Source organism: Hyphococcus sp. (genome assembly GCF_965267305.1).
In the GTDB taxonomy this organism is placed as follows: Bacteria; Pseudomonadota; Alphaproteobacteria; order Caulobacterales; family Parvularculaceae; genus Hyphococcus.
This window is the reverse complement of the sequence record NZ_OZ253945.1, coordinates 709,694-727,659: the sequence shown is the minus strand read 5'-3', so window position 1 is coordinate 727,659 and position 17,966 is coordinate 709,694. Positions and strand designations below refer to the sequence as shown.

Genomic DNA, 17,966 nt, shown 5'->3' with positions numbered 1-17,966 from the left:
CCCATGCAACAGAATATCCGCATCAGACTCAAAGCGTTTGATCATCGCGTGCTCGACGCTTCGACGTTGGAAATCGTGAACACGGCGAAACGCACCGGCGCCAATGTGCGCGGGCCCATCCCGCTGCCGACCCGCATCGAGCGTTACACCGTCAACCGGTCGCCGCATATCGACAAGAAGAGCCGCGAGCAGTTCGAGATGCGCACGCATAAGCGCATGCTCGATATCGTCGATCCGACGCCGCAAACGGTGGATGCGCTGATGAAACTCGACCTCTCGGCTGGCGTCGATGTCGAAATCAAGCTGGGCGCTTAAGGAGCATTTGAAATGCGCACGGGAGTTATTGCGAAAAAGGTCGGCATGACCCGCATTTTCAACGAGCAGGGCGAGCACCTGCCGGTGACGGTGATGCAGCTTGAGGGCTGTCAGGTGGTCGGTCAGCGCACGGCGGAAAAGAACGGCTATACCGCCGTTCAGCTTGGCGCGGGCGCCAAGAAAGCCAAGCGCACGACGAAAGCCGAACGCGGCCAGTTTGCGAAAGCGAATGTTGAGCCGAAGGCGAAAGTCGCGGAGTTCCGCGTCTCGGAAGACAATATGATCGAGGTCGGTGAAGAAATCATCGCAGATCATTATTTCGCGGGCCAGTATGTGGATGTCACGGGCACCTCGATCGGCAAGGGCTTCGCGGGCGCCATGAAGCGCTGGAATTTCGGCGGCCTTCGCGCCTCACACGGCGTGTCGATCTCGCACCGTTCGCACGGCTCCGTGGGCCAGTGTCAGGATCCGGGCAAGATCTTCAAAGGCAAGAAGATGGCCGGCCACTATGGCGCTGCGCGGGTCACGACGCAGAATTTGCAAATCGTCAAGACGGATGCGGCGCGCGGCCTCCTGATGATCAAAGGCGCAGTGCCGGGCCCGAAAGGCGGCTGGGTGCTCATTAAGGACGCGGTGAAGAAGCCGTTCCCTGAGAATGCGATCCTTCCGGCGGCGCTGAGGTCTGCTGCTGAAGCGGCCAAGCGTCAGGCGGAAGAAGCGGCGGCGCAAGCCGCAGCCGAGGAAGAAGCCGCCGCCAAGGCCGCCGCTGAAGAGGCGCGCGCGCAACAGCAAGCGGCGCTGAAGGAACAACAGGCCGGCGCCGGCGCTGAAGTCGTCGAAGCGGCCGATGAGAACAAGAAAGAAGGGGACGAATAATGAAAACCGACGTCCTCAGCATGGATAACAAGAAGGCCGGGTCCATCGATCTCGATGACGCGATCTTCGGTCTTGAGCCGCGCGCTGACATTCTGCACCGCTGCGTCGTTTATCAACTGGCGAAACGCCAGCAGGGCACGCACAAGGCGAAAGAGCGTGGCGAGGTCAAAGCCACGTCGAAAAAATGGGGCCGCCAAAAAGGCGGCGGCGGCGCCCGTCATGGCAACCGCGCAGCCCCGCAATTCCGCGGCGGCGGCAAGGCCCATGGCCCGCGCGTGCGCAGCCATGCGATCGACCTGCCGAAGAAGGTTCGCCGTCTGGCGCTGAAGCACGCTCTCTCCGCGAAAGTCGCGGAAGGCTCGCTGATCGTCATCGACGAAGCCAAGCTGCAAGAAGCCAAGACCAAATCTCTGGTTGAGGCGTTCGCCAAGATGAACATCGCTAATGCGCTGATCGTCGATGCGTCGGTCGATGAGAATTTCGGCCTCGCGACCCGCAACCTTGCTGGCATCGACATGCTGCCGGTGATCGGTGCGAATGTTTACGACATCCTGCGCAAGGACAAGCTGGTCCTGACGAAAGCGGCCGTTGAAGGTCTGGAGGCGCGCCTCAAATGAGCAAGAAACAGTCAACGACGGCCGTCGAGGCCCATTACAACACGCTGATTCAGCCGGTGATCACCGAGAAGTCGACGATCGCCTCTGAGAACAATCAGGTCGTGTTTCAGACGCCGCTCGACGCCACGAAGCCGCAGATCAAGGAAGCTGTCGAGGCGCTGTTCAAGGTTAAAGTGAAAGCCGTGAACACGCTGCGCGTCAAAGGCAAGAACAAGCACTTCAAGGGACGCCCCTACACGCGTTCCACGGTGAAAAAAGCGGTCGTGACTCTCGAAGAAGGTCACTCGATCGACGTGACGACCGGACTTTAAGGCAGGTAACCCCATGGCTTTGAGAAAATTCAAACCGACGACGCCGAGCCGCCGCCAGCTGGTGCTGGTGGACCGCAGCGAGCTTTGGAAGGGCAAGCCTGTCAAATCGCTGACCGAAGGCTTGACTGAAAGCGCCGGACGCAACAACACCGGCCGCATCACCATGCGCCGTCGCGGCGGCGGGGTGAAGAAGACCTATCGCATTATCGATTTCAAGCGGAACAAGTTTGACATCGAAGCCAAGGTCGAGCGTCTCGAATACGATCCGAACCGGTCAGGCTTCATCGCGCTCGTCAAATATCTCGACGGGGAGCAGGCCTACATTCTCGCGCCGCAGCGTCTGAAAGCCGGCGACAAGATCATCTCCGGCGAGAAGGTCGACGTGAAGCCGGGCAACGCCATGAAGCTGAAAGCGATCCCGGTCGGCACGATCATCCACAATGTGGAGATGAAGCCGGGCAAGGGCGGCCAGCTCGCGCGCTCCGCCGGAACTTACGCGCAGCTCGTGGGTCGCGATTCAGGCATGGCCCAGGTTCGCATGCAGTCGGGCGAGGTTCGTCTGATTTCCGGCGAGTGTATGGCGACTATCGGCGCCGTTTCGAACCCGGACCACATGAACCAGTCGATCGGCAAGGCAGGGCGCAACCGCCACAAAGGCAAGCGTCCGTCCGTTCGCGGCGTTGTCATGAACCCGGTCGATCACCCCCATGGCGGCGGCGAAGGCCGCACATCGGGCGGCCGGCATCCGGTTACGCCTTGGGGCAAACCGACCAAAGGCGCCAAGACCCGCAAGAACAAAGCAACTGACAAATTCATTCTGCGCTCGCGTCACGCGCGCAAGAAGAAATAGGCCGGAGTTTAAGACATGCCACGTTCAGTCTGGAAAGGCCCGTTCATCGACCGCTATCTTCTCAAGAAGGCGGAAGAGAGCCAGGACGGCAAGCACAAAGGCGGGATCAAATCCTGGTCGCGCCGCTCGACCATCCTGCCGCAATTCGTTGGCCTCACCTTCAACGTTTACAACGGCCAGAAATTCATTCCGGTCCATGTCACCGAAGACATGGTCGGCCACAAGTTCGGCGAATTCTCTCCGACGCGGACCTATTACGGTCACGGCGCGGACAAGAAGGCGAAGAGGAAATAGTCATGGGGCAGAAGAAAAATCCCCGGCGCGTCGGTGAAAACCAGGCCATGGCCAAGGGCCGCCTGATCCGCACCTCGCCGCAGAAGCTGAACCTCGTTGCGCAGCTCATTCGCGGCATGCCCGCGGAAAAGGCGCTCGCGGAGCTGACCTTTTCGCGCAAGCGCATCTCCCAGAACGTCAAGAAGGTTCTGGAAAGCGCCATCGCGAACGCTGAGAACAACCACGATCTCGACATCGACCAGCTCGTCGTCGATCAGGCCTTTGTCGGCAAGAACATGGTTATGAAGCGCTGGCGCGCTCGCGCGCGCGGCCGCGTCGGCAGAATCCAAAAGCCGTTTTCTGAAATCACGATCGTCGTGAAAGAAGTTGAGGAGGCCGCTTAATGGGCCAGAAAGTCAACCCAATCGGTCTGCGCCTCGGGATCAACCGGACCTGGGACTCGCGCTGGTTCGCCGGCAAAGCCGCCTATGGCGATTTGCTGCATGAAGATCTGCGCATCCGCAAATATCTCGAAAAGCGCCTGCAGCAGGCCGGCGTCTCGCGCATCGTGATCGAGCGCCCGCACAAAAAATGCCGGGTGACGATCTACACCGCGCGCCCGGGCGTCGTGATCGGCAAAAAAGGCGCCGACATCGAAAAGCTGCGCCAGGAGCTGTCGAAGCTATCGTCTTCGGAAACGGTGTTGAACATCGTCGAAATCCGCAAGCCGGAAATCGATGCGACCCTGGTCGCCGAGAATATCGCGCAGCAGCTTGAGCGCCGCGTCGCGTTCCGCCGCGCCATGAAGCGCGCCATGCAAACGGCGCAGCGCATGGGCGGCCTCGGCATCCGCGTCAACGTTTCCGGCCGTCTCGGCGGCGCCGAGATCGCGCGCATGGAATGGTATCGCGAAGGCCGGGTGCCGCTGCACACGCTGCGCGCCGACATCGATTACGGCGTGGCGACCGCCCAGACGACCTACGGCGCCATCGGCGTCAAGGTCTGGATCTTCAAGGGCGAGATCATGGAACACGACCCCATGGGTCAGGAAAAGCGGTTGATCGAAGCCCAGACGGGCGGCGTCGGTCATCAGCAGCGCAACTAGCGCGATATAAGGATTTTGGAGCGAGCCAGTCATGCTGCAGCCGAAAAGAACAAAATTCCGCAAGATGCACAAAGGGCGCATCAAGGGCGTCGCCAAGGGCGGCACGGATCTGAACTTCGGATCCCATGGCCTCAAAGCCATGGAGCCGGAGCGCGTGACTTCGCGCCAGATCGAAGCCACCCGCCGTGCGATCACCCGCGCCATGAAGCGTCAGGGCCGCGTATGGATTCGCATCTTCCCGGATGTGCCGGTGTCGAAAAAACCGACTGAAGTGCGCATGGGCAAAGGCAAGGGTTCGGTTGAATTCTGGGCCGCGAAAGTGAAGCCGGGCCGCATCATGTTCGAACTTGACGGGGTCACGGACGACGTTGCGCGTGAAGCGCTGGCGCTCGGCGCGGCGAAGCTGCCGATCAAGACGCGCATCGTGACGCGCATTGGCGACTAAGGAGCAGTTGAGATGAACGCGACCGAAGCCCGCGATATGACGCCTGACGAACTGAAGGACCGACTCCTTCAGCTCAAGAAAGAGCAGTTCAACCTGCGCTTCCAGAAAGCGTCGGGACAGCTTGAGAAAACCGCGCGCATCAACGAAGTGCGCAAGGACATTGCCCGGATCAAAACCATTCTCGGCGAAAAAGCCCGAGTGAACTAAGGAATAAGAGGCGACCCTATGCCAAAGCGCATTCTTCAAGGCTCCGTGGTGAGCGACAAGGGCGACAAGACCGTCGTGGTGAACGTGGATCGTATTTTCACGCACCCGCTGCTGAAAAAGACTGTCCGCCGGTCGAACCGTTTTCACGCCCATGATGCGGAGAACAAGTTCAAGGTCGGCGATCTCGTCCGCATTCAGGAATGCGCGCCGAAGTCCAAGCTGAAACGCTGGGAAGTCATTGGCGAAGGGTCAAAAGGTTAAGCCCGTTCTCCCTCCTATTCTTTGGATAAGGGGCGGACGGAATGAGTGAAGCGGGGCTTCGTGCCCATCAGGAGGATCGATCATGATCCAGATGCAGACAAATTTGGACGTCGCCGACAATTCCGGCGCTAAGCGCGTTCAGTGCATCAAGGTGCTTGGCGGCGCGAAGCGCAAATACGCCGGCGTCGGCGACATCATCGTCGTGTCGGTGAAGGAAGCGATTCCGCGCGGCCGCGTGAAAAAAGGTCAGGTCATGAAGGCCGTGGTCGTGCGCACTGCGAAAGACATCAAGCGCAAGGACGGATCGGTCATCCGGTTCGACCGCAACGCTGCGGTCCTCATCAACAACAACAAAGAGCCGGTCGGCACCCGCATCTTCGGCCCGGTGACGCGCGAACTTCGCGCCGCCAACCACATGAAGATCGTGTCGCTTGCGCCGGAGGTGCTGTAATCATGGCTGCGAAGATCAAAAAAGGCGACAAGGTCATCGTGCTCTCCGGCAAGGACCGGGGCGCGGAAGGCGAAGTCATTGACGTGATGCCGAAAGCTGACCGCGTGGTCGTGCGCGGCGTCAATCTGGTCAAAAAGCACCAGCGTCAGACGCCGTCCCAGGAAGGCGGCATCATGACGCGCGAGGCGCCGATCCACGTCTCTAACGTGGCGCTGAAAGATCCGTCTACGGGCAAACCGACCCGTGTCGGGTTCAAGATCGAAGATGGAAAAAAAGTGCGCGTCGCGAAAGCGTCGGGTGAGGTTATCGATGGCTGAAGCTCAAGCATATGAACCGCGTCTGAAGACGCTGTATAAAGAGACCATCCGCGGGAAGATGAACGACAAGTTCAAGTATTCCAACCCGATGATGATGCCGGCGCTCGAAAAGATCGTCATCAACATGGGCGTCGGCGACGCCGTCAACGACCGCAAGGCCGTCGATGCGGCCGTTGCGGACCTGACACTGATCTCCGGTCAGAAACCGGTGATCACAAAGGCGCGGAAATCGATTGCGAGCTTCAAACTGCGCGAAGGCATGGCGGTCGGCACGAAAGTCACGCTCCGCAAGGACCGCATGTACGAGTTTCTGGATCGCCTCATCACCGTGGCGCTGCCGCGGGTGCGCGACTTCCGCGGCCTCAACGCGAAGAGCTTTGACGGACGCGGTAACTACGCGATGGGCCTTAAAGAACATATCGTGTTTCCGGAAATCGATTACGACAAAGTCGACAAGATCCGGGGCATGGACATTATCGTTTGCACCACGGCCCGCAGCGACGACGAGGCGCGCGAGCTTCTTCGGGAATTCAACTTCCCGTTCCGCAAGTAGAAAAAAGGCATTGGGCAAGGTCCGCGAGAATGCGGAAACCGGCTTGAGAAGGAGAAGACATGGCTAAAAAATCAATGGTCGAGCGCGATCTCAAACGCCGCCGCATGGCGAAAAAGTTTGAGTCGAAGCGCAACCGGCTGAAAGCGATCATCAAGGATCAGGACAAGTCGGGCGAGGAGCGCTTCATGGCGGCGCTGAAACTCGCCGAGCTGCCGCGCAATTCTTCGAAGACGCGCATCCGCAATCGCTGCCAGGTGTCGGGCCGTCCGCGCGGTTACTACCGCAAGCTTAAAATGTCGCGCATCGCGCTGCGTCAACTTGGTTCGGCCGGGAAGATCCCGGGCCTCGTGAAGTCAAGCTGGTAAGGGAGCCGAGAAACCAATGGCTATCAACGATCCTATCGGCGATCTCATCACCCGCATCCGCAATGCGCAGATGCGCCGGCACTCGACCATGTCGGTTCCGGCCTCGAAGCTGCGCGGCTGGGTGCTCGACGTTCTCGAGGCCGAAGGCTACATCCGCGGCTATAGCCGCATCGAAAAAGACGGCGAGAAGCCGAGCTTTGAAGTCGAGCTGAAATATTACGAAGGCTCGCCCGTGATCCAGAAGATCAAGCGGATTTCAAAGCCGGGCCGCCGGGTCTATTCATCCGTCCGCGACCTCGCCTCCGTGCGCAACGGTCTCGGCATTTCGATTGTTTCGACGCCGAAGGGCGTCATGTCCGACGCAGCTGCGCGCGACGCCAATGTTGGCGGCGAAGTGCTCTGCGAAGTTTACTAAGGCTGGGAGCAAGAAAGATGTCCCGCATCGGTAAAAAAGCGATCCCCGTGCCGAAGGGCGTGACCGTAACGGTCAACGGCCAGACGGTCACCGCGAAGGGCCCGAAAGGCCAGCTTGAGTTCGTTGTCAACGATCTCTGCACGGTCGCGCTCGAAAATGACGAAGTGTCGGTGAAGCCGGTCAACGATTCCAAACCGGCGCGTTCCCTCTGGGGCATGAGCCGCACCCAGCTTTCGAACATGTTCAACGGCGTCGCCAATGAGTTCACCAAAACCTTGGAGCTCGTCGGCGTCGGTTACCGCGCCCAGATGAAAGGCAACGCCCTTTCCCTGTCGCTCGGCTACAGCCACGAAATCGACTATCCGGCGCCGGAAGGCGTCAAGCTCGCGACGCCGAAGCCGACGGAAATCACCGTTTCCGGCATCGACAAGCAAAAGGTCGGACAGGCCGCGGCCGAAATCCGCGCGTTCCGTCCGCCCGAGCCCTACAAGGGCAAAGGCGTCAAATACGCAAACGAATTCATCTTCCGCAAGGAAGGCAAGAAGAAGTAACGCTTCGCTAGAGGATATCGGACAATGGCCGATCAAAAGAGAAAACAACACGCCTCGCGGGCAGGCCGAACCCGCCGCGCCATCAAGCGCGTCGCCGGCAATCGTCCGCGTCTGTCGGTGCACCGCTCGTCGAAAAACATCTCGGCGCAGATCATCGACGACGTTGAGGGCAAGACACTGGCCGCTGCGTCCTCGCTTGAAAAAGACTTCGGCAAGGGCTCCGACAAGGACGCCGCCGCCAAAGTCGGCAAGGCGCTTGCTGACCGCGCGGTGAAAGCCGGCGTCAAGGATGTCGTCTTCGATCGCGGCGGCTACATGTATCACGGCCGGGTCAAAGCGCTTGCGGACGCCGCGCGCGAAGCCGGTCTTAATTTCTAGGGAGTTGCGAAATGGCGCGTGAAGAAGGACGAGGCCGCGGACGCGGACCCAACAAAGGCCGTGGCGAGCGGGAAGAGCGCGACGAATTCGTCGACAAGCTCGTTGCGATCAACCGCGTTGCGAAGGTTGTGAAAGGCGGCAAGAACTTTGGTTTCGCCGCGCTCGTCGTCGTCGGGGACCAGAAAGGCCGCGTCGGCTTCGGCAAGGGCAAAGCCCGCGAAGTGCCGGAAGCGATCCGCAAGGCGACCCAGGAAGCCAAGCGCAATCTCGTGCGCGTGCCGCTGCGCGAAGGCCGCACGTTGCATCATGACGCGCAAGGCCGTTGGGGTGCGGGCAAGGTCGTTCTGCGCTCGGCGCCTCCGGGAACCGGCATCATCGCCGGCGGTCCGATGCGCGCGATCTTTGAAACGGTCGGCGTTCAGGACGTCGTGGCGAAGTCGCTCGGCTCCTCGAACCCCTACAACATGGTGCGCGCCACGGTGAATGCGCTCCAGAACCAGCAGAGCCCGCGGACCATGGCGGCGAAGCGCGGCAAGAAAGTCTCCGACATTCTGACCGGCCGCGGCCGTCAGGCTGACGCCGCAGACGCCGCCTAAAGGAGCGAGTGATGGCGAAGAAAATGCTTAAAGTCCGCCAGACCGGCAGCCCGGCGCGCCGTCCGCAGGACCAGCGCGCGACCCTTATCGGTCTCGGTCTCAACAAGATCGGCCGCGAGCGCGAGCTTGAAGACACGCCGTCCGTGCGCGGCATGATTAGCAAGGTCTCCCACCTGGTGGAGATCGTCGAGTAGGGATCAGGTTTTTGGGACTAGGGATTAGGAAGAGAAAAATCTAATCCCTGACACCTAGTCCCTAATCCCTTTTTTTAGGCGAGGCGGCTTTCCTCTGAGAAATGTCCGTCGCAAGTCGAGGTGAAAAAATGAAACTCAACGAACTTTCCGACAATAAAGGCGCGCGCAAAAATCGCATGCGCGTCGGCCGCGGCATCGGCTCCGGCAAAGGCAAGACCGCCGGGCGCGGCGTTAAGGGTCAAAAGGCCCGCTCCGGCGTCACCGGCATCCGCCAGTATGAAGGCGGCCAGATGCCGCTTTACATGCGCCTGCCGAAGCGCGGCTTCAACAAGCCGAACCGCGCCGATTTCGTCGAAGTCAATATCGGCCGCCTTCAGGCCGCCATCGACGCGGGCAAGCTTAAAGAAGGCAAGCAGATCGACGCCGAAGCCCTCGTCGAGGCAGGCGTTCTGCGCCGCGCCAAGAGCGGCGTGCGGCTTCTCGGCGTTGGCGAGCTTAAAGCCAAACTCGATCTCGTGGTCGCGCACGCCTCCGCGGGCGCCAAAGCCGCGGTCGAAAAGGCCGGCGGATCCGTGAGGGTCGTTCAGGCTGAGGCCAAAGGCGAGTAAAGGGTTGGGGGTTGCGGGCGCCGCCCGCGATCTCCACATGGCCACGGTCCGCGCGAATGCGCTTTCGAGGGGCCGCTCCCCGGAGTTTGGGGGAGCAAGCTGAGCAGGTGACAGGCTGATGACTTCCGCAGCGGAACAATTCGCGTCGAATATCAATCTCGCTTCTTTTGCGAAAGCAGAAGAGCTGAAAAAGCGTCTGCTCTTCACGCTCGGCGCGCTGATCGTTTACCGCCTGGGCACCTTCGTGCCGATCCCGGGCATCGATCCCATCGCCTTCAGCCAGGGGTTCCAGAGCCAGCAGGGCGGCCTTCTGGGCACGCTCAATATCTTCGCCGGCGGCGCCGTGGAGCGCATGGCGATTTTCGCGCTCAACATCATGCCGTATATCTCGGCGTCGATCATTATGCAGCTCATGGCCGCGGTGATCCCGTCGCTTGAAAAGATCAAGAAAGAAGGCGAGCAGGGCCGCCGCCAGATCAACCAGTACACACGCTATCTAACGGTGTTCCTTGCGACCATGCAGGGTTACTTCATCGCCGTTTCGCTGCAAGGGTCTGCGGGCACCGTCCTAAATCCGGGGCCGTACTTCCTGATGACGACGACCGTCACCCTTGTCGGCGGGGTCATGTTCCTCCTCTGGCTCGGCGAACAGATCACCTCGCGCGGGGTCGGCAACGGCGTCTCGCTCATCATCTTCGCTGGCATTGTCGCGGAACTGCCGCGCGTCGCGGCCTCGCTCCTCGATCAGGGCCGGGCCGGCGGCGGGCTTGGCGGCGGCGCCATCCTCGTCATCGCGGCGTTGGCGCTCGGGCTTATCGCCTTCGTGGTTTTCATGGAGCGCTCGCAGCGCCGCATCCTCGTCCAGTATCCGCGCCGTCAGGTTGGCCAGCGCATGACGCAAGGCGAGAAGTCTCACCTGCCGCTCAAGATCAACGTCTCGGGCGTCATTCCGCCGATTTTCGCCTCTTCGCTGCTGCTTCTGCCGGCCACGGCCGCGGGCGCGGTCGGCGACGGCTCCCCCCAGTGGCTTCAGGACCTCACCTTCCTGTTCGCGCCGGGCCGCCCGTTCTACATCGCCCTTTATGCAGCGCTGATTATCGTCTTCACCTTCATCTACACCTCTGTCGTCTTCAACGTCGAAGATGTCGCCGACAACCTCAAGAAATATGGCGGCTTCGTTCAGGGCTACCGTCCCGGCGCGCGCACGGCGGAGTATCTCGATTTCGTGCTGACCCGCCTTACGGTTATCGGCGCGATGTATCTAACGGCGGTCTGTATCTTCCCGGAAATCCTGAAATCCGCTTACGGTCAGGCGATCCCGGTTTATATCGGCGGCACCTCGCTGCTGATTGTCGTCTCGGTGACGCTCGACACGGTCGGCCAAATCCAGGGCCATCTCGTCGCCCAGCAATATGAAGCGCTGATCAAGAAATCGAAGCTGCGCGGGGGCCGGCGATGATCGTTATCTTTTTGGGGCCTCCGGGCGCCGGGAAGGGCACCCAGGCGGCTCACATCGTAGAGCGCCATGGAATTCCCCAACTCTCAACCGGGGACATGCTGCGTGCTGCGGTCGCCGCCAAGAGCCCGGTGGGCCTGAAGGCCAAGGCGGTCATGGACGCCGGCAATCTTGTTTCCGACGATATCGTCGCGGCGATCATCGAGGAGCGGATCGAGCAAGACGACTGCGAGCCGGGCTTCCTCCTGGACGGGTTCCCGCGGACCATCCCCCAGGCTGAGACGCTCGATGCAATGCTGACCAAAAAGGGCCGGGCGGTCGATGTCGTGATCGAGCTCCGGGTGGACGAGGCGGCGCTGCTCGACCGCCTCCGGAACCGCATTAAGGAAACCAAGGCCCGGGGCGAAAAGGTCCGGGCGGATGACAATGAAGAGACCTTCGCGAAACGGCTCCAGGTCTATCGCGAACAGACTGCCCCGCTGATCCCTTACTATGAGGGGCAGGGCAAATTACAGGCTGTGGACGGCATGCAGACGGTCAAGGCCGTTTCCGCCGCCATAGACGCGATTTTGGACCGGATTCAGGGCTGAAATAGCCCTGAAAAGCGGTTGACGGCGGTTGCGCGCGCGCCTATCTAACGCGCTCTCCGCCAGAAGGAGTACCGCCCGCCCGGCAGGGGTTCGCCCCTATGCGCCGTCGCGGGCCTTGTTGCTTGAAATCCTGTGTTGGGAAACAGGCGGCATGTATGTGCGTATGATGCGGGTCCGAACGGACCTTTAAAATGGTTGGCCCGGCCAAGGGAAAAGGGGCGAGAGGCAAAAGAAGGAAACTACCTGTGGCTCGTATTGCAGGCGTCAATATTCCGACGAATAAGCGCGTCACCATCGCGCTCCGCTACATTCACGGCATCGGCCCGGCGAAAGCCGCCGAGATTTGCGAAAAGGTCGGCATTGCGCCGGAGCGCCGCGTCAACGAACTGTCAGACTCCGAAGTCTTGCAGATCCGTGAAACCATCGACAGCGATTACATGGTTGAAGGCGACCTTCGCCGCGAAGTCGCGGTGAACATCAAGCGCCTTATGGACCAGGGCTGCTATCGCGGTCTTCGTCACCGTCGCGGCCTGCCGGTTCGCGGCCAGCGCACCCACACCAACGCCCGCACGCGCAAGGGCCCCGCGAAACCGATCGCCGGCAAGAAGAAGTAAGGATACTGATCAATGGCGAAGCAAGCTGCAGCTACGCGCGTCAAACGCCGCGAACGCAAAAACATCTCTACGGGCGTCGTTCATGTGAACGCGTCGTTCAACAACACCATGGTCACTGTTTCGGACGAACAGGGCAATACGATCTCCTGGTCGTCGGCCGGCGGCATGGGCTTTAAAGGCTCGCGCAAGTCGACCCCTTACGCGGCGCAGCTCGCCGCGGAAGACGCTGCGAAAAAGGCCATGGATCACGGTCTACAGACGGTCAGCGTCGAAGTGCGCGGCCCTGGTTCGGGCCGTGAAAGCGCGCTCCGCGCCCTGCAGTCCGCGGGCCTCACCGTCACGGTCATTCACGACGTCACGCCGATCCCCCATAATGGCTGCCGTCCCCGCAAACGCCGCCGCGTTTAATCACGATACTGAATAAAGAGAGCGATCCACCCATGGATTCAACGAATATCCTCGAAAAGAACTGGCTTGAGCTGATCCGCCCCTCGAAACTGGAGGTCACGCCTGGCGCTGACGGCCAGCGCAAAGCGACGATCATCGCCCAGCCGCTGGAGCGCGGTTTCGGCCTGACGCTCGGCAACTCCCTGCGCCGCATTCTGATGTCGTCGCTGCAAGGCGCGGCCGTCACATCGATTCAGATCGACGGCGTCGTCCACGAATTCTCGTCCATTCCGGGCGTGCGCGAAGACGTCACGGACATCGTCCTGAATGTAAAGCAACTTGCGCTGCGTATGCACGCCGACGGTCCGAAGCGTCTCGTCCTGCGCAAGTCGACGCCGGGCCCGGTGACGGCCGGCGACATCGAGGAAACCTCCGCGGTTGAAATCCTCAACAAAGATCATGTGATCTGCCATCTCGACCAGGGCGCCAATCTCCGCATCGAGATGACCGTCAACACCGGCAAAGGCTACGCCCCGGCGGAAGCCAACCGTCCGGAAGACGCGCCGATTGGCCTTATTCCGGTGGACAGCCTTTATTCGCCGGTGAGCCGCGTCGCCTATCGCGTCGAGAACACCCGCGAAGGCCAGGTCCTCGATTACGACAAGCTGATCATGGACGTCGAAACCGACGGTTCGCTGTCGCCTGACGATGCGGTCGCCTACGCCGCGCGCATCCTGCAGGACCAGCTCCAGATCTTCATCAATTTCGACGAACCGACGAAAGACAAGGGCGGCGACGCCCGCGAAGAGCTTCCGTTCAACCCGGCGCTCCTGCGCAAGGTCGACGAACTCGAACTTTCGGTGCGCTCGGCGAACTGCCTCAAGAACGACAACATCGTTTACATCGGCGATCTCATTCAGAAGACCGAAGCGGAAATGCTCCGCACGCCGAATTTCGGCCGCAAGTCGCTCAACGAGATCAAGGAAGTGCTCGCCGGCCTCGGCCTCCATCTCGGCATGGATGTGCCCGATTGGCCGCCGGAAAACATCGAAGAACTCGCGAAGAAATTTGACGAATAACCAAGACCGGCTTGACGCCGGCCGCTAGGAGAAAAAGCCATGCGACACGGGATGGCGCTGAGAAAACTGAACCGCACGCACGAACACCGCAAGGCGATGTTCGCCAACATGTCCTGTGCGCTGATCAAGCATGAGCAGATCACCACGACGCTGCCGAAAGCCAAAGAGCTTCGCCCCATCGTCGAAAAGCTCGTGACCAAAGCGAAACACGCGGCGAAAGACGAAGGCCGGGCGCTGCATCTGCGCCGTCAGGTGATTTCGTCCATCCGCGATGAGAGCATGGCGAAGAAACTGTTCGACACGATCGGCCCCCGTTACGCCGACCGTGACGGCGGTTATATCCGCATCATGAAAGCCGGCTTCCGCTATGGCGATAACGCGCCGCTCGCGGTCATCGAATTCGTCGACCGCGACGAGGATGCGAAAGGCCAGGATTCGGGTCCCGTCATGGGCGTCGAGGACGAAGACGAAGAATAGGCTCTACGCGCCAATTTCAGCTTGTTTGAAACTCGCCGGCGCGGTTAACCGCCCGGCGAGTTTTTCTTTTTCCCGACGCAAAGACCCGCGATAGGCCTTCCCATGTTTTCCTGGTTCGAACGCCGGCTTGAGCCTTTCCCCGCGGACCGCAGCGATCCGCCGCCGAAGACGTTCGCCGCCTTCTGCTGGTATTACGTCAAGGACGCGGCGCCGTGGCTTGGGGTCATGTCGCTGCTGGCGGCGCTGATCGCTGTCGGCGAAGCAATGCTTTACGCCTTTCTCGGCAAGCTGGTGGACTGGCTCTCCGGCGCAAACCCCGAGACCTTTCTGACGGAAGAGGGCGGCAAGCTCGTCCTGATTGGCGTTTTCGTCGCGATCATTCTTCCGGCCATGGGGCTCCTCTCAAACCTCATCATTCACCAGACGCTGCTCGGCAATTTGCCCATGAGCGCGCGCTGGCGCATGCACAAGCGGCTTCTCGGTCAGAGCATGTCGTTCTTCGCCGACGAGTTTGCAGGCCGCGTCTCGACCAAGCTGATGCAGACCTCGCTTGCCGTGCGCGAAGCGGTGATGAAGCTGCTCGACATCGTCGTTTATGTGTCGGTTTTTTTTATCTCCATGGTGGTGCTGGTCGGCGGCGCCGACTGGCGGCTTGCCGCGCCGCTGGCGGTGTGGATCATCGCTTATATAGGGCTTGTCGCCTGGTTCGTGCCGCGGCTTAAAATGGCGTCGGAGCGCCAGGCGGATGCGCGTTCCGACATGACCGGGCGCATCGTCGACAGCTACACCAACATCACGACCGTGAAGCTTTTCGCCCATGCGGGCCGGGAAGAGTCCTATGCGCACGAGGGGATGGACCAGTTCCTCAATACCGTGCATCCGCAGATGCGGCTCGTCACGCAGTTCAACTCCATTACCTATTTCACGAATTCCCTCGCCATCGCGTCTGTTGCTGCGCTGGCGATCTGGCTGTGGATCGGCGGCGCCATCACCGTCGGCGCGATCGCCGTCGCCGTGGCGCTCACCTTGCGCATTCAGGGCATGGCGCAATGGATCATGTGGGAGATCGCCATGCTGTTCGAGAATATCGGCGTCATCCATGACGGCATGGCGATGCTCAATCGTCAGGTGACAGTGAACGATGCGGCGAATGCGCAGGATCTGAAGATCGAAAGAGGCGAGATCGATTTCCGCAAGGTGACTTTTCATTATGGCAAGGGCGCCGGCGTCATCGAGGATTTGTCGCTCAACATCGCCGCTGGCGAAAAACTGGGTCTCGTCGGCCGGTCCGGGGCGGGCAAGACGACCATCGCGAGCCTTCTCCTGCGCTTTTACGACGTCGAGGCTGGCGCCATCCTGATCGACGGGCAGGACATTCGCAGCGTCACGCAGGAATCCCTGCGCGCCAATATCGGCGTCGTCACGCAGGACACGTCGCTTCTCCACCGCACCATCCGCGAGAATATCCTTTACGGCCGTCCCGACGCGACGGAGGAGGAGATGATCGAGGCGGCGCGCCGCGCCAATGCGCTCGATTTCATCGAAGAGCTCGAAGATCAAAAGGGGCGCAAGGGCTTTGACGCCCATGTGGGCGAGCGCGGCGTGAAACTTTCCGGCGGCCAGCGCCAGCGCATCGCCATTGCCCGCATTTTTTTGAAGAATGCGCCGATCCTTATTCTCGACGAGGCGACATCGGCGCTTGATTCCGAAGTCGAGGCGGCGATCCAGGAAAACCTCTTCGCGCTGATGGAAGGCAAAACAGTCATCGCCATCGCGCACCGTCTCTCCACCATCGCGCAGCTCGACCGGCTGGTTGTCCTCGACAAGGGAGCGGTCATCGAAAGCGGCGGCCATGCCGCACTCGTTGCGCAGGGCGGGATTTACGCCGAACTCTGGGCGCGCCAGTCCGGCGGGTTCCTGGGCGGCGAAGCGGCCGGGGCGCATCTTGCGGCGGCCGGCATTGTTGCGGAGTAAGGCGCCGCCCGGGATGGCAAGCGCTTGATTTGTCGTGCTGAATGACCATCTAGGGCGCTGTTTCCAGCCGCCCCGGCTTTGCCACGAACACAGGCCCGTTGTATGGATGCTGGCCTTTGAAACCCCGCTTTCCGGATGAGGTTTGTTTCTATGACATTGCGCAGTTTCAGTCTTCTCGCCGTTCTTGTTTTTGCAGAGGCCGCATGCGCGCAGCCCGCGCCGGAAGCGGCAGCGCCCGCGCAGCGTGAAATGGCGGGCGAGACCATCGCCCAGGCGCCGCGGGTCGTGCCAAATTCCATGGAAGATGTGAGAATGTCGTTCTCGCCGGTGGTGGAGCGCGCCGCGCCCGCCGTCGTCAACGTCTACACGAAACGCGTGGTGCAACAGAGGAGCCCCTTCGCCGGCGATCCTTTTTTCGAACGCTTTTTCGGCAATGTAGGGCCGCGGGAGCAGAACTCGCTCGGCTCCGGCGTGATCGTCAGTCCCGACGGCGTGGTCGTCACCAACAACCATGTCATCGACGGCATGACAGAGATCAAAGTGGTCCTGAGCGACCGCCGCGAATATGAGGCGGAGCTGGTGCTTGCCGATCCGCAGACGGATTTGGCGGTTCTGCGCATCGAGCCGGAAGAACCGCTGCCTTATCTGACCTTCGCCAATTCCGATTCCATTCATGTGGGCGACGTGGTGCTCGCCATCGGCAATCCGTTCGGCGTCGGCCAGACGGTGACGAGCGGCATCATCTCCGCGCTCGCGCGCACGGCGGTCTCGATTTCCGATTATCAGTTTTTCATCCAGACCGATGCGGCCATCAATCCGGGCAATTCCGGCGGCGCCCTCATCGACATTGACGGGCGGGTCGTCGGCATTAACTCGGCGATCTATTCGCGCTCCGGCGGCTCCAACGGCATCGGCTTTGCCATCCCCTCGCGTCTGGTGCAGCAGGTGATCAAGTCTGCGATCTCCGGAACCGCGCTGGTGCGTCCATGGCTCGGCGCATCGTCGAGCACGGTGACGGCGGACATGGCAAAGGCGCTGAAGCTCGACCGTCCGGCGGGCGCCATTGTGGATGATGTGTGGGAGAAAGGGCCCGCCGATCTTGCCGGCATTCAGGCTGGCGACGTGATCATCGAAGTCGATGGTCAGCCGGTCTATGATGCCCAGACCCTGCAATACCGCATCGGCGTCAATAATGACGGCGATGCGGCAAATGTCGTCTATGTGCGAGGCGGCAAGACGCGCAACGCGACGCTGAAACTGTCCCTGCCGCCCGAAACGCCGGCGCGCGATACGCGCGAAATCGAAGGCAATAATCCGCTGAACGGCGTTACGGTCGACAATCTCTCGCCGCGCTACGCCGAAGAGCTCGGCCTCGATCCATTGTCGAAAGGCGTCGTCGTTTCCGACGTGGCCCCGCGGTCGTTTGCGGCGCGCCGTGGCTTGCGCCCGGGGCACAAGATCGTTTCGGTCAACGGAAAGCACATCAACACCGCCGCCGAGCTTGCGCGCGAGATTACGAAACCGGCCGCGACCTGGGAGCTTGAGGTCGATGTGGGCGGCCGCATCGTGCCCTGGCGGGTGGGCAGATAAATTGTTTCCGCTCATTCCGGCGAAGGCCGGAATCTGGCGCGGGAGATCCCGGGCGGAGTTTATCCTCGGGCCGGCTTTTAGCCGGACCCGGGGGCCGGGATGAGCGGAATG

29 protein-coding genes are annotated in these 17,966 nt (G+C 61.1%); all 29 read left to right on the top strand.

Features of this window, described 5'->3' with window-relative positions; all coding sequences use genetic code 11:
- The first annotated feature begins 3 nt into the window (after positions 1-3).
- A complete protein-coding gene (gene rpsJ, locus ACQY5P_RS03510) occupies positions 4-315 on the top strand; it encodes a 30S ribosomal protein S10 (protein WP_369313984.1) in 312 nt (103 codons plus the stop codon).
- A 12-nt stretch (positions 316-327) separates the two neighbouring features.
- Entirely contained in the window at positions 328-1,191 is an 864-nt protein-coding gene (gene rplC, locus ACQY5P_RS03505; RefSeq protein ID WP_428409460.1) for a 50S ribosomal protein L3, read from the top strand.
- The gene (gene rplD, locus ACQY5P_RS03500) at positions 1,191-1,808 is read left to right on the top strand and encodes a 50S ribosomal protein L4 (protein ID WP_428409459.1); all 618 of its coding nucleotides are present in this window, start codon (positions 1,191-1,193) and stop codon (positions 1,806-1,808) included. Before rplC ends, rplD begins: the two co-directional genes overlap by 1 nt.
- Positions 1,805-2,119 (top strand): 50S ribosomal protein L23, encoded by a 315-nt coding sequence (locus ACQY5P_RS03495; protein ID WP_428409458.1) that lies wholly within the window; start codon positions 1,805-1,807, stop codon positions 2,117-2,119. The genes rplD and ACQY5P_RS03495 overlap by 4 nt, the downstream gene beginning before the upstream one ends.
- Positions 2,120-2,132: 13 nt before the next feature.
- A complete protein-coding gene (gene rplB / locus ACQY5P_RS03490) occupies positions 2,133-2,969 on the top strand; it encodes a 50S ribosomal protein L2 (protein ID WP_428409457.1) in 837 nt (278 codons plus the stop codon).
- Between the two features lie 15 nt (positions 2,970-2,984).
- On the top strand, positions 2,985-3,263 hold the full coding sequence (rpsS, locus tag ACQY5P_RS03485) for a 30S ribosomal protein S19 (RefSeq protein WP_428409456.1): 279 nt from the start codon (positions 2,985-2,987) through the stop codon (positions 3,261-3,263).
- Positions 3,264-3,265: 2 nt separating this feature from the next.
- Complete coding sequence (rplV, locus tag ACQY5P_RS03480) at positions 3,266-3,646, top strand: 50S ribosomal protein L22 (protein WP_428409455.1); 381 nt, start codon at positions 3,266-3,268, stop codon at positions 3,644-3,646.
- On the top strand, positions 3,646-4,347 hold the full coding sequence (gene rpsC / locus ACQY5P_RS03475; RefSeq protein WP_428409454.1) for a 30S ribosomal protein S3: 702 nt from the start codon (positions 3,646-3,648) through the stop codon (positions 4,345-4,347). Before rplV ends, rpsC begins: the two co-directional genes overlap by 1 nt.
- 31 nt (positions 4,348-4,378) lie before the next feature.
- A complete protein-coding gene (gene rplP / locus ACQY5P_RS03470) occupies positions 4,379-4,792 on the top strand; it encodes a 50S ribosomal protein L16 (protein WP_428409453.1) in 414 nt (137 codons plus the stop codon).
- Between the two features lie 12 nt (positions 4,793-4,804).
- A complete protein-coding gene (rpmC, locus tag ACQY5P_RS03465) occupies positions 4,805-4,999 on the top strand; it encodes a 50S ribosomal protein L29 (protein WP_428409452.1) in 195 nt (64 codons plus the stop codon).
- An 18-nt stretch (positions 5,000-5,017) separates the two neighbouring features.
- Positions 5,018-5,260: a 30S ribosomal protein S17 gene (gene rpsQ, locus ACQY5P_RS03460; RefSeq protein WP_428409451.1), complete on the top strand. Its 243-nt coding sequence runs from the start codon at positions 5,018-5,020 to the stop codon at positions 5,258-5,260.
- Positions 5,261-5,342: 82 nt separating this feature from the next.
- Positions 5,343-5,711, top strand: coding sequence for a 50S ribosomal protein L14 (rplN, locus tag ACQY5P_RS03455; protein WP_428409450.1), 369 nt, complete (start codon positions 5,343-5,345; stop codon positions 5,709-5,711).
- 2 nt (positions 5,712-5,713) lie between these two features.
- Entirely contained in the window at positions 5,714-6,028 is a 315-nt protein-coding gene (gene rplX / locus ACQY5P_RS03450) for a 50S ribosomal protein L24 (protein ID WP_428409449.1), read from the top strand.
- Positions 6,021-6,581 carry a 50S ribosomal protein L5 gene (gene rplE / locus ACQY5P_RS03445; protein ID WP_428409448.1) on the top strand — a complete coding sequence of 187 codons (561 nt, stop codon included), beginning with the start codon at positions 6,021-6,023 and terminating at the stop codon, positions 6,579-6,581. Before rplX ends, rplE begins: the two co-directional genes overlap by 8 nt.
- A 59-nt stretch (positions 6,582-6,640) precedes the next feature.
- Complete coding sequence (rpsN, locus tag ACQY5P_RS03440; protein ID WP_428409447.1) at positions 6,641-6,946, top strand: 30S ribosomal protein S14; 306 nt, start codon at positions 6,641-6,643, stop codon at positions 6,944-6,946.
- A 16-nt stretch (positions 6,947-6,962) separates the two neighbouring features.
- Positions 6,963-7,361: a 30S ribosomal protein S8 gene (gene rpsH, locus ACQY5P_RS03435; protein WP_428409446.1), complete on the top strand. Its 399-nt coding sequence runs from the start codon at positions 6,963-6,965 to the stop codon at positions 7,359-7,361.
- Between the two features lie 17 nt (positions 7,362-7,378).
- A complete protein-coding gene (gene rplF / locus ACQY5P_RS03430; protein ID WP_428409445.1) occupies positions 7,379-7,912 on the top strand; it encodes a 50S ribosomal protein L6 in 534 nt (177 codons plus the stop codon).
- A 24-nt stretch (positions 7,913-7,936) separates the two neighbouring features.
- Positions 7,937-8,290: a 50S ribosomal protein L18 gene (gene rplR, locus ACQY5P_RS03425; protein WP_428409444.1), complete on the top strand. Its 354-nt coding sequence runs from the start codon at positions 7,937-7,939 to the stop codon at positions 8,288-8,290.
- Positions 8,291-8,301: 11 nt separating this feature from the next.
- The gene (gene rpsE / locus ACQY5P_RS03420; protein WP_428409443.1) at positions 8,302-8,886 is read left to right on the top strand and encodes a 30S ribosomal protein S5; all 585 of its coding nucleotides are present in this window, start codon (positions 8,302-8,304) and stop codon (positions 8,884-8,886) included.
- Between the two features lie 11 nt (positions 8,887-8,897).
- A complete protein-coding gene (gene rpmD / locus ACQY5P_RS03415) occupies positions 8,898-9,080 on the top strand; it encodes a 50S ribosomal protein L30 (RefSeq protein ID WP_428409442.1) in 183 nt (60 codons plus the stop codon).
- Positions 9,081-9,208: 128 nt separating this feature from the next.
- Entirely contained in the window at positions 9,209-9,688 is a 480-nt protein-coding gene (gene rplO / locus ACQY5P_RS03410; RefSeq protein WP_428409441.1) for a 50S ribosomal protein L15, read from the top strand.
- A gap of 118 nt (positions 9,689-9,806) precedes the next feature.
- On the top strand, positions 9,807-11,147 hold the full coding sequence (secY, locus tag ACQY5P_RS03405; RefSeq protein WP_428409440.1) for a preprotein translocase subunit SecY: 1,341 nt from the start codon (positions 9,807-9,809) through the stop codon (positions 11,145-11,147).
- Positions 11,144-11,734, top strand: coding sequence for an adenylate kinase (locus ACQY5P_RS03400; RefSeq protein WP_428409439.1), 591 nt, complete (start codon positions 11,144-11,146; stop codon positions 11,732-11,734). The genes secY and ACQY5P_RS03400 overlap by 4 nt, the downstream gene beginning before the upstream one ends.
- A gap of 245 nt (positions 11,735-11,979) precedes the next feature.
- Positions 11,980-12,348 carry a 30S ribosomal protein S13 gene (rpsM, locus tag ACQY5P_RS03395; RefSeq protein WP_428409438.1) on the top strand — a complete coding sequence of 123 codons (369 nt, stop codon included), beginning with the start codon at positions 11,980-11,982 and terminating at the stop codon, positions 12,346-12,348.
- Positions 12,349-12,360: 12 nt separating this feature from the next.
- Complete coding sequence (rpsK, locus tag ACQY5P_RS03390; RefSeq protein ID WP_428409437.1) at positions 12,361-12,756, top strand: 30S ribosomal protein S11; 396 nt, start codon at positions 12,361-12,363, stop codon at positions 12,754-12,756.
- A 47-nt stretch (positions 12,757-12,803) separates the two neighbouring features.
- Positions 12,804-13,814, top strand: coding sequence for a DNA-directed RNA polymerase subunit alpha (locus ACQY5P_RS03385; protein WP_428410624.1), 1,011 nt, complete (start codon positions 12,804-12,806; stop codon positions 13,812-13,814).
- Between the two features lie 39 nt (positions 13,815-13,853).
- On the top strand, positions 13,854-14,291 hold the full coding sequence (rplQ, locus tag ACQY5P_RS03380) for a 50S ribosomal protein L17 (RefSeq protein WP_428409436.1): 438 nt from the start codon (positions 13,854-13,856) through the stop codon (positions 14,289-14,291).
- 102 nt (positions 14,292-14,393) lie between these two features.
- Positions 14,394-16,265, top strand: coding sequence for an ABC transporter ATP-binding protein (locus tag ACQY5P_RS03375; protein ID WP_428409435.1), 1,872 nt, complete (start codon positions 14,394-14,396; stop codon positions 16,263-16,265).
- Positions 16,266-16,415: 150 nt separating this feature from the next.
- The gene (locus tag ACQY5P_RS03370) at positions 16,416-17,855 is read left to right on the top strand and encodes a DegQ family serine endoprotease (RefSeq protein ID WP_428409434.1); all 1,440 of its coding nucleotides are present in this window, start codon (positions 16,416-16,418) and stop codon (positions 17,853-17,855) included.
- Positions 17,856-17,966 lie beyond the last annotated feature (111 nt).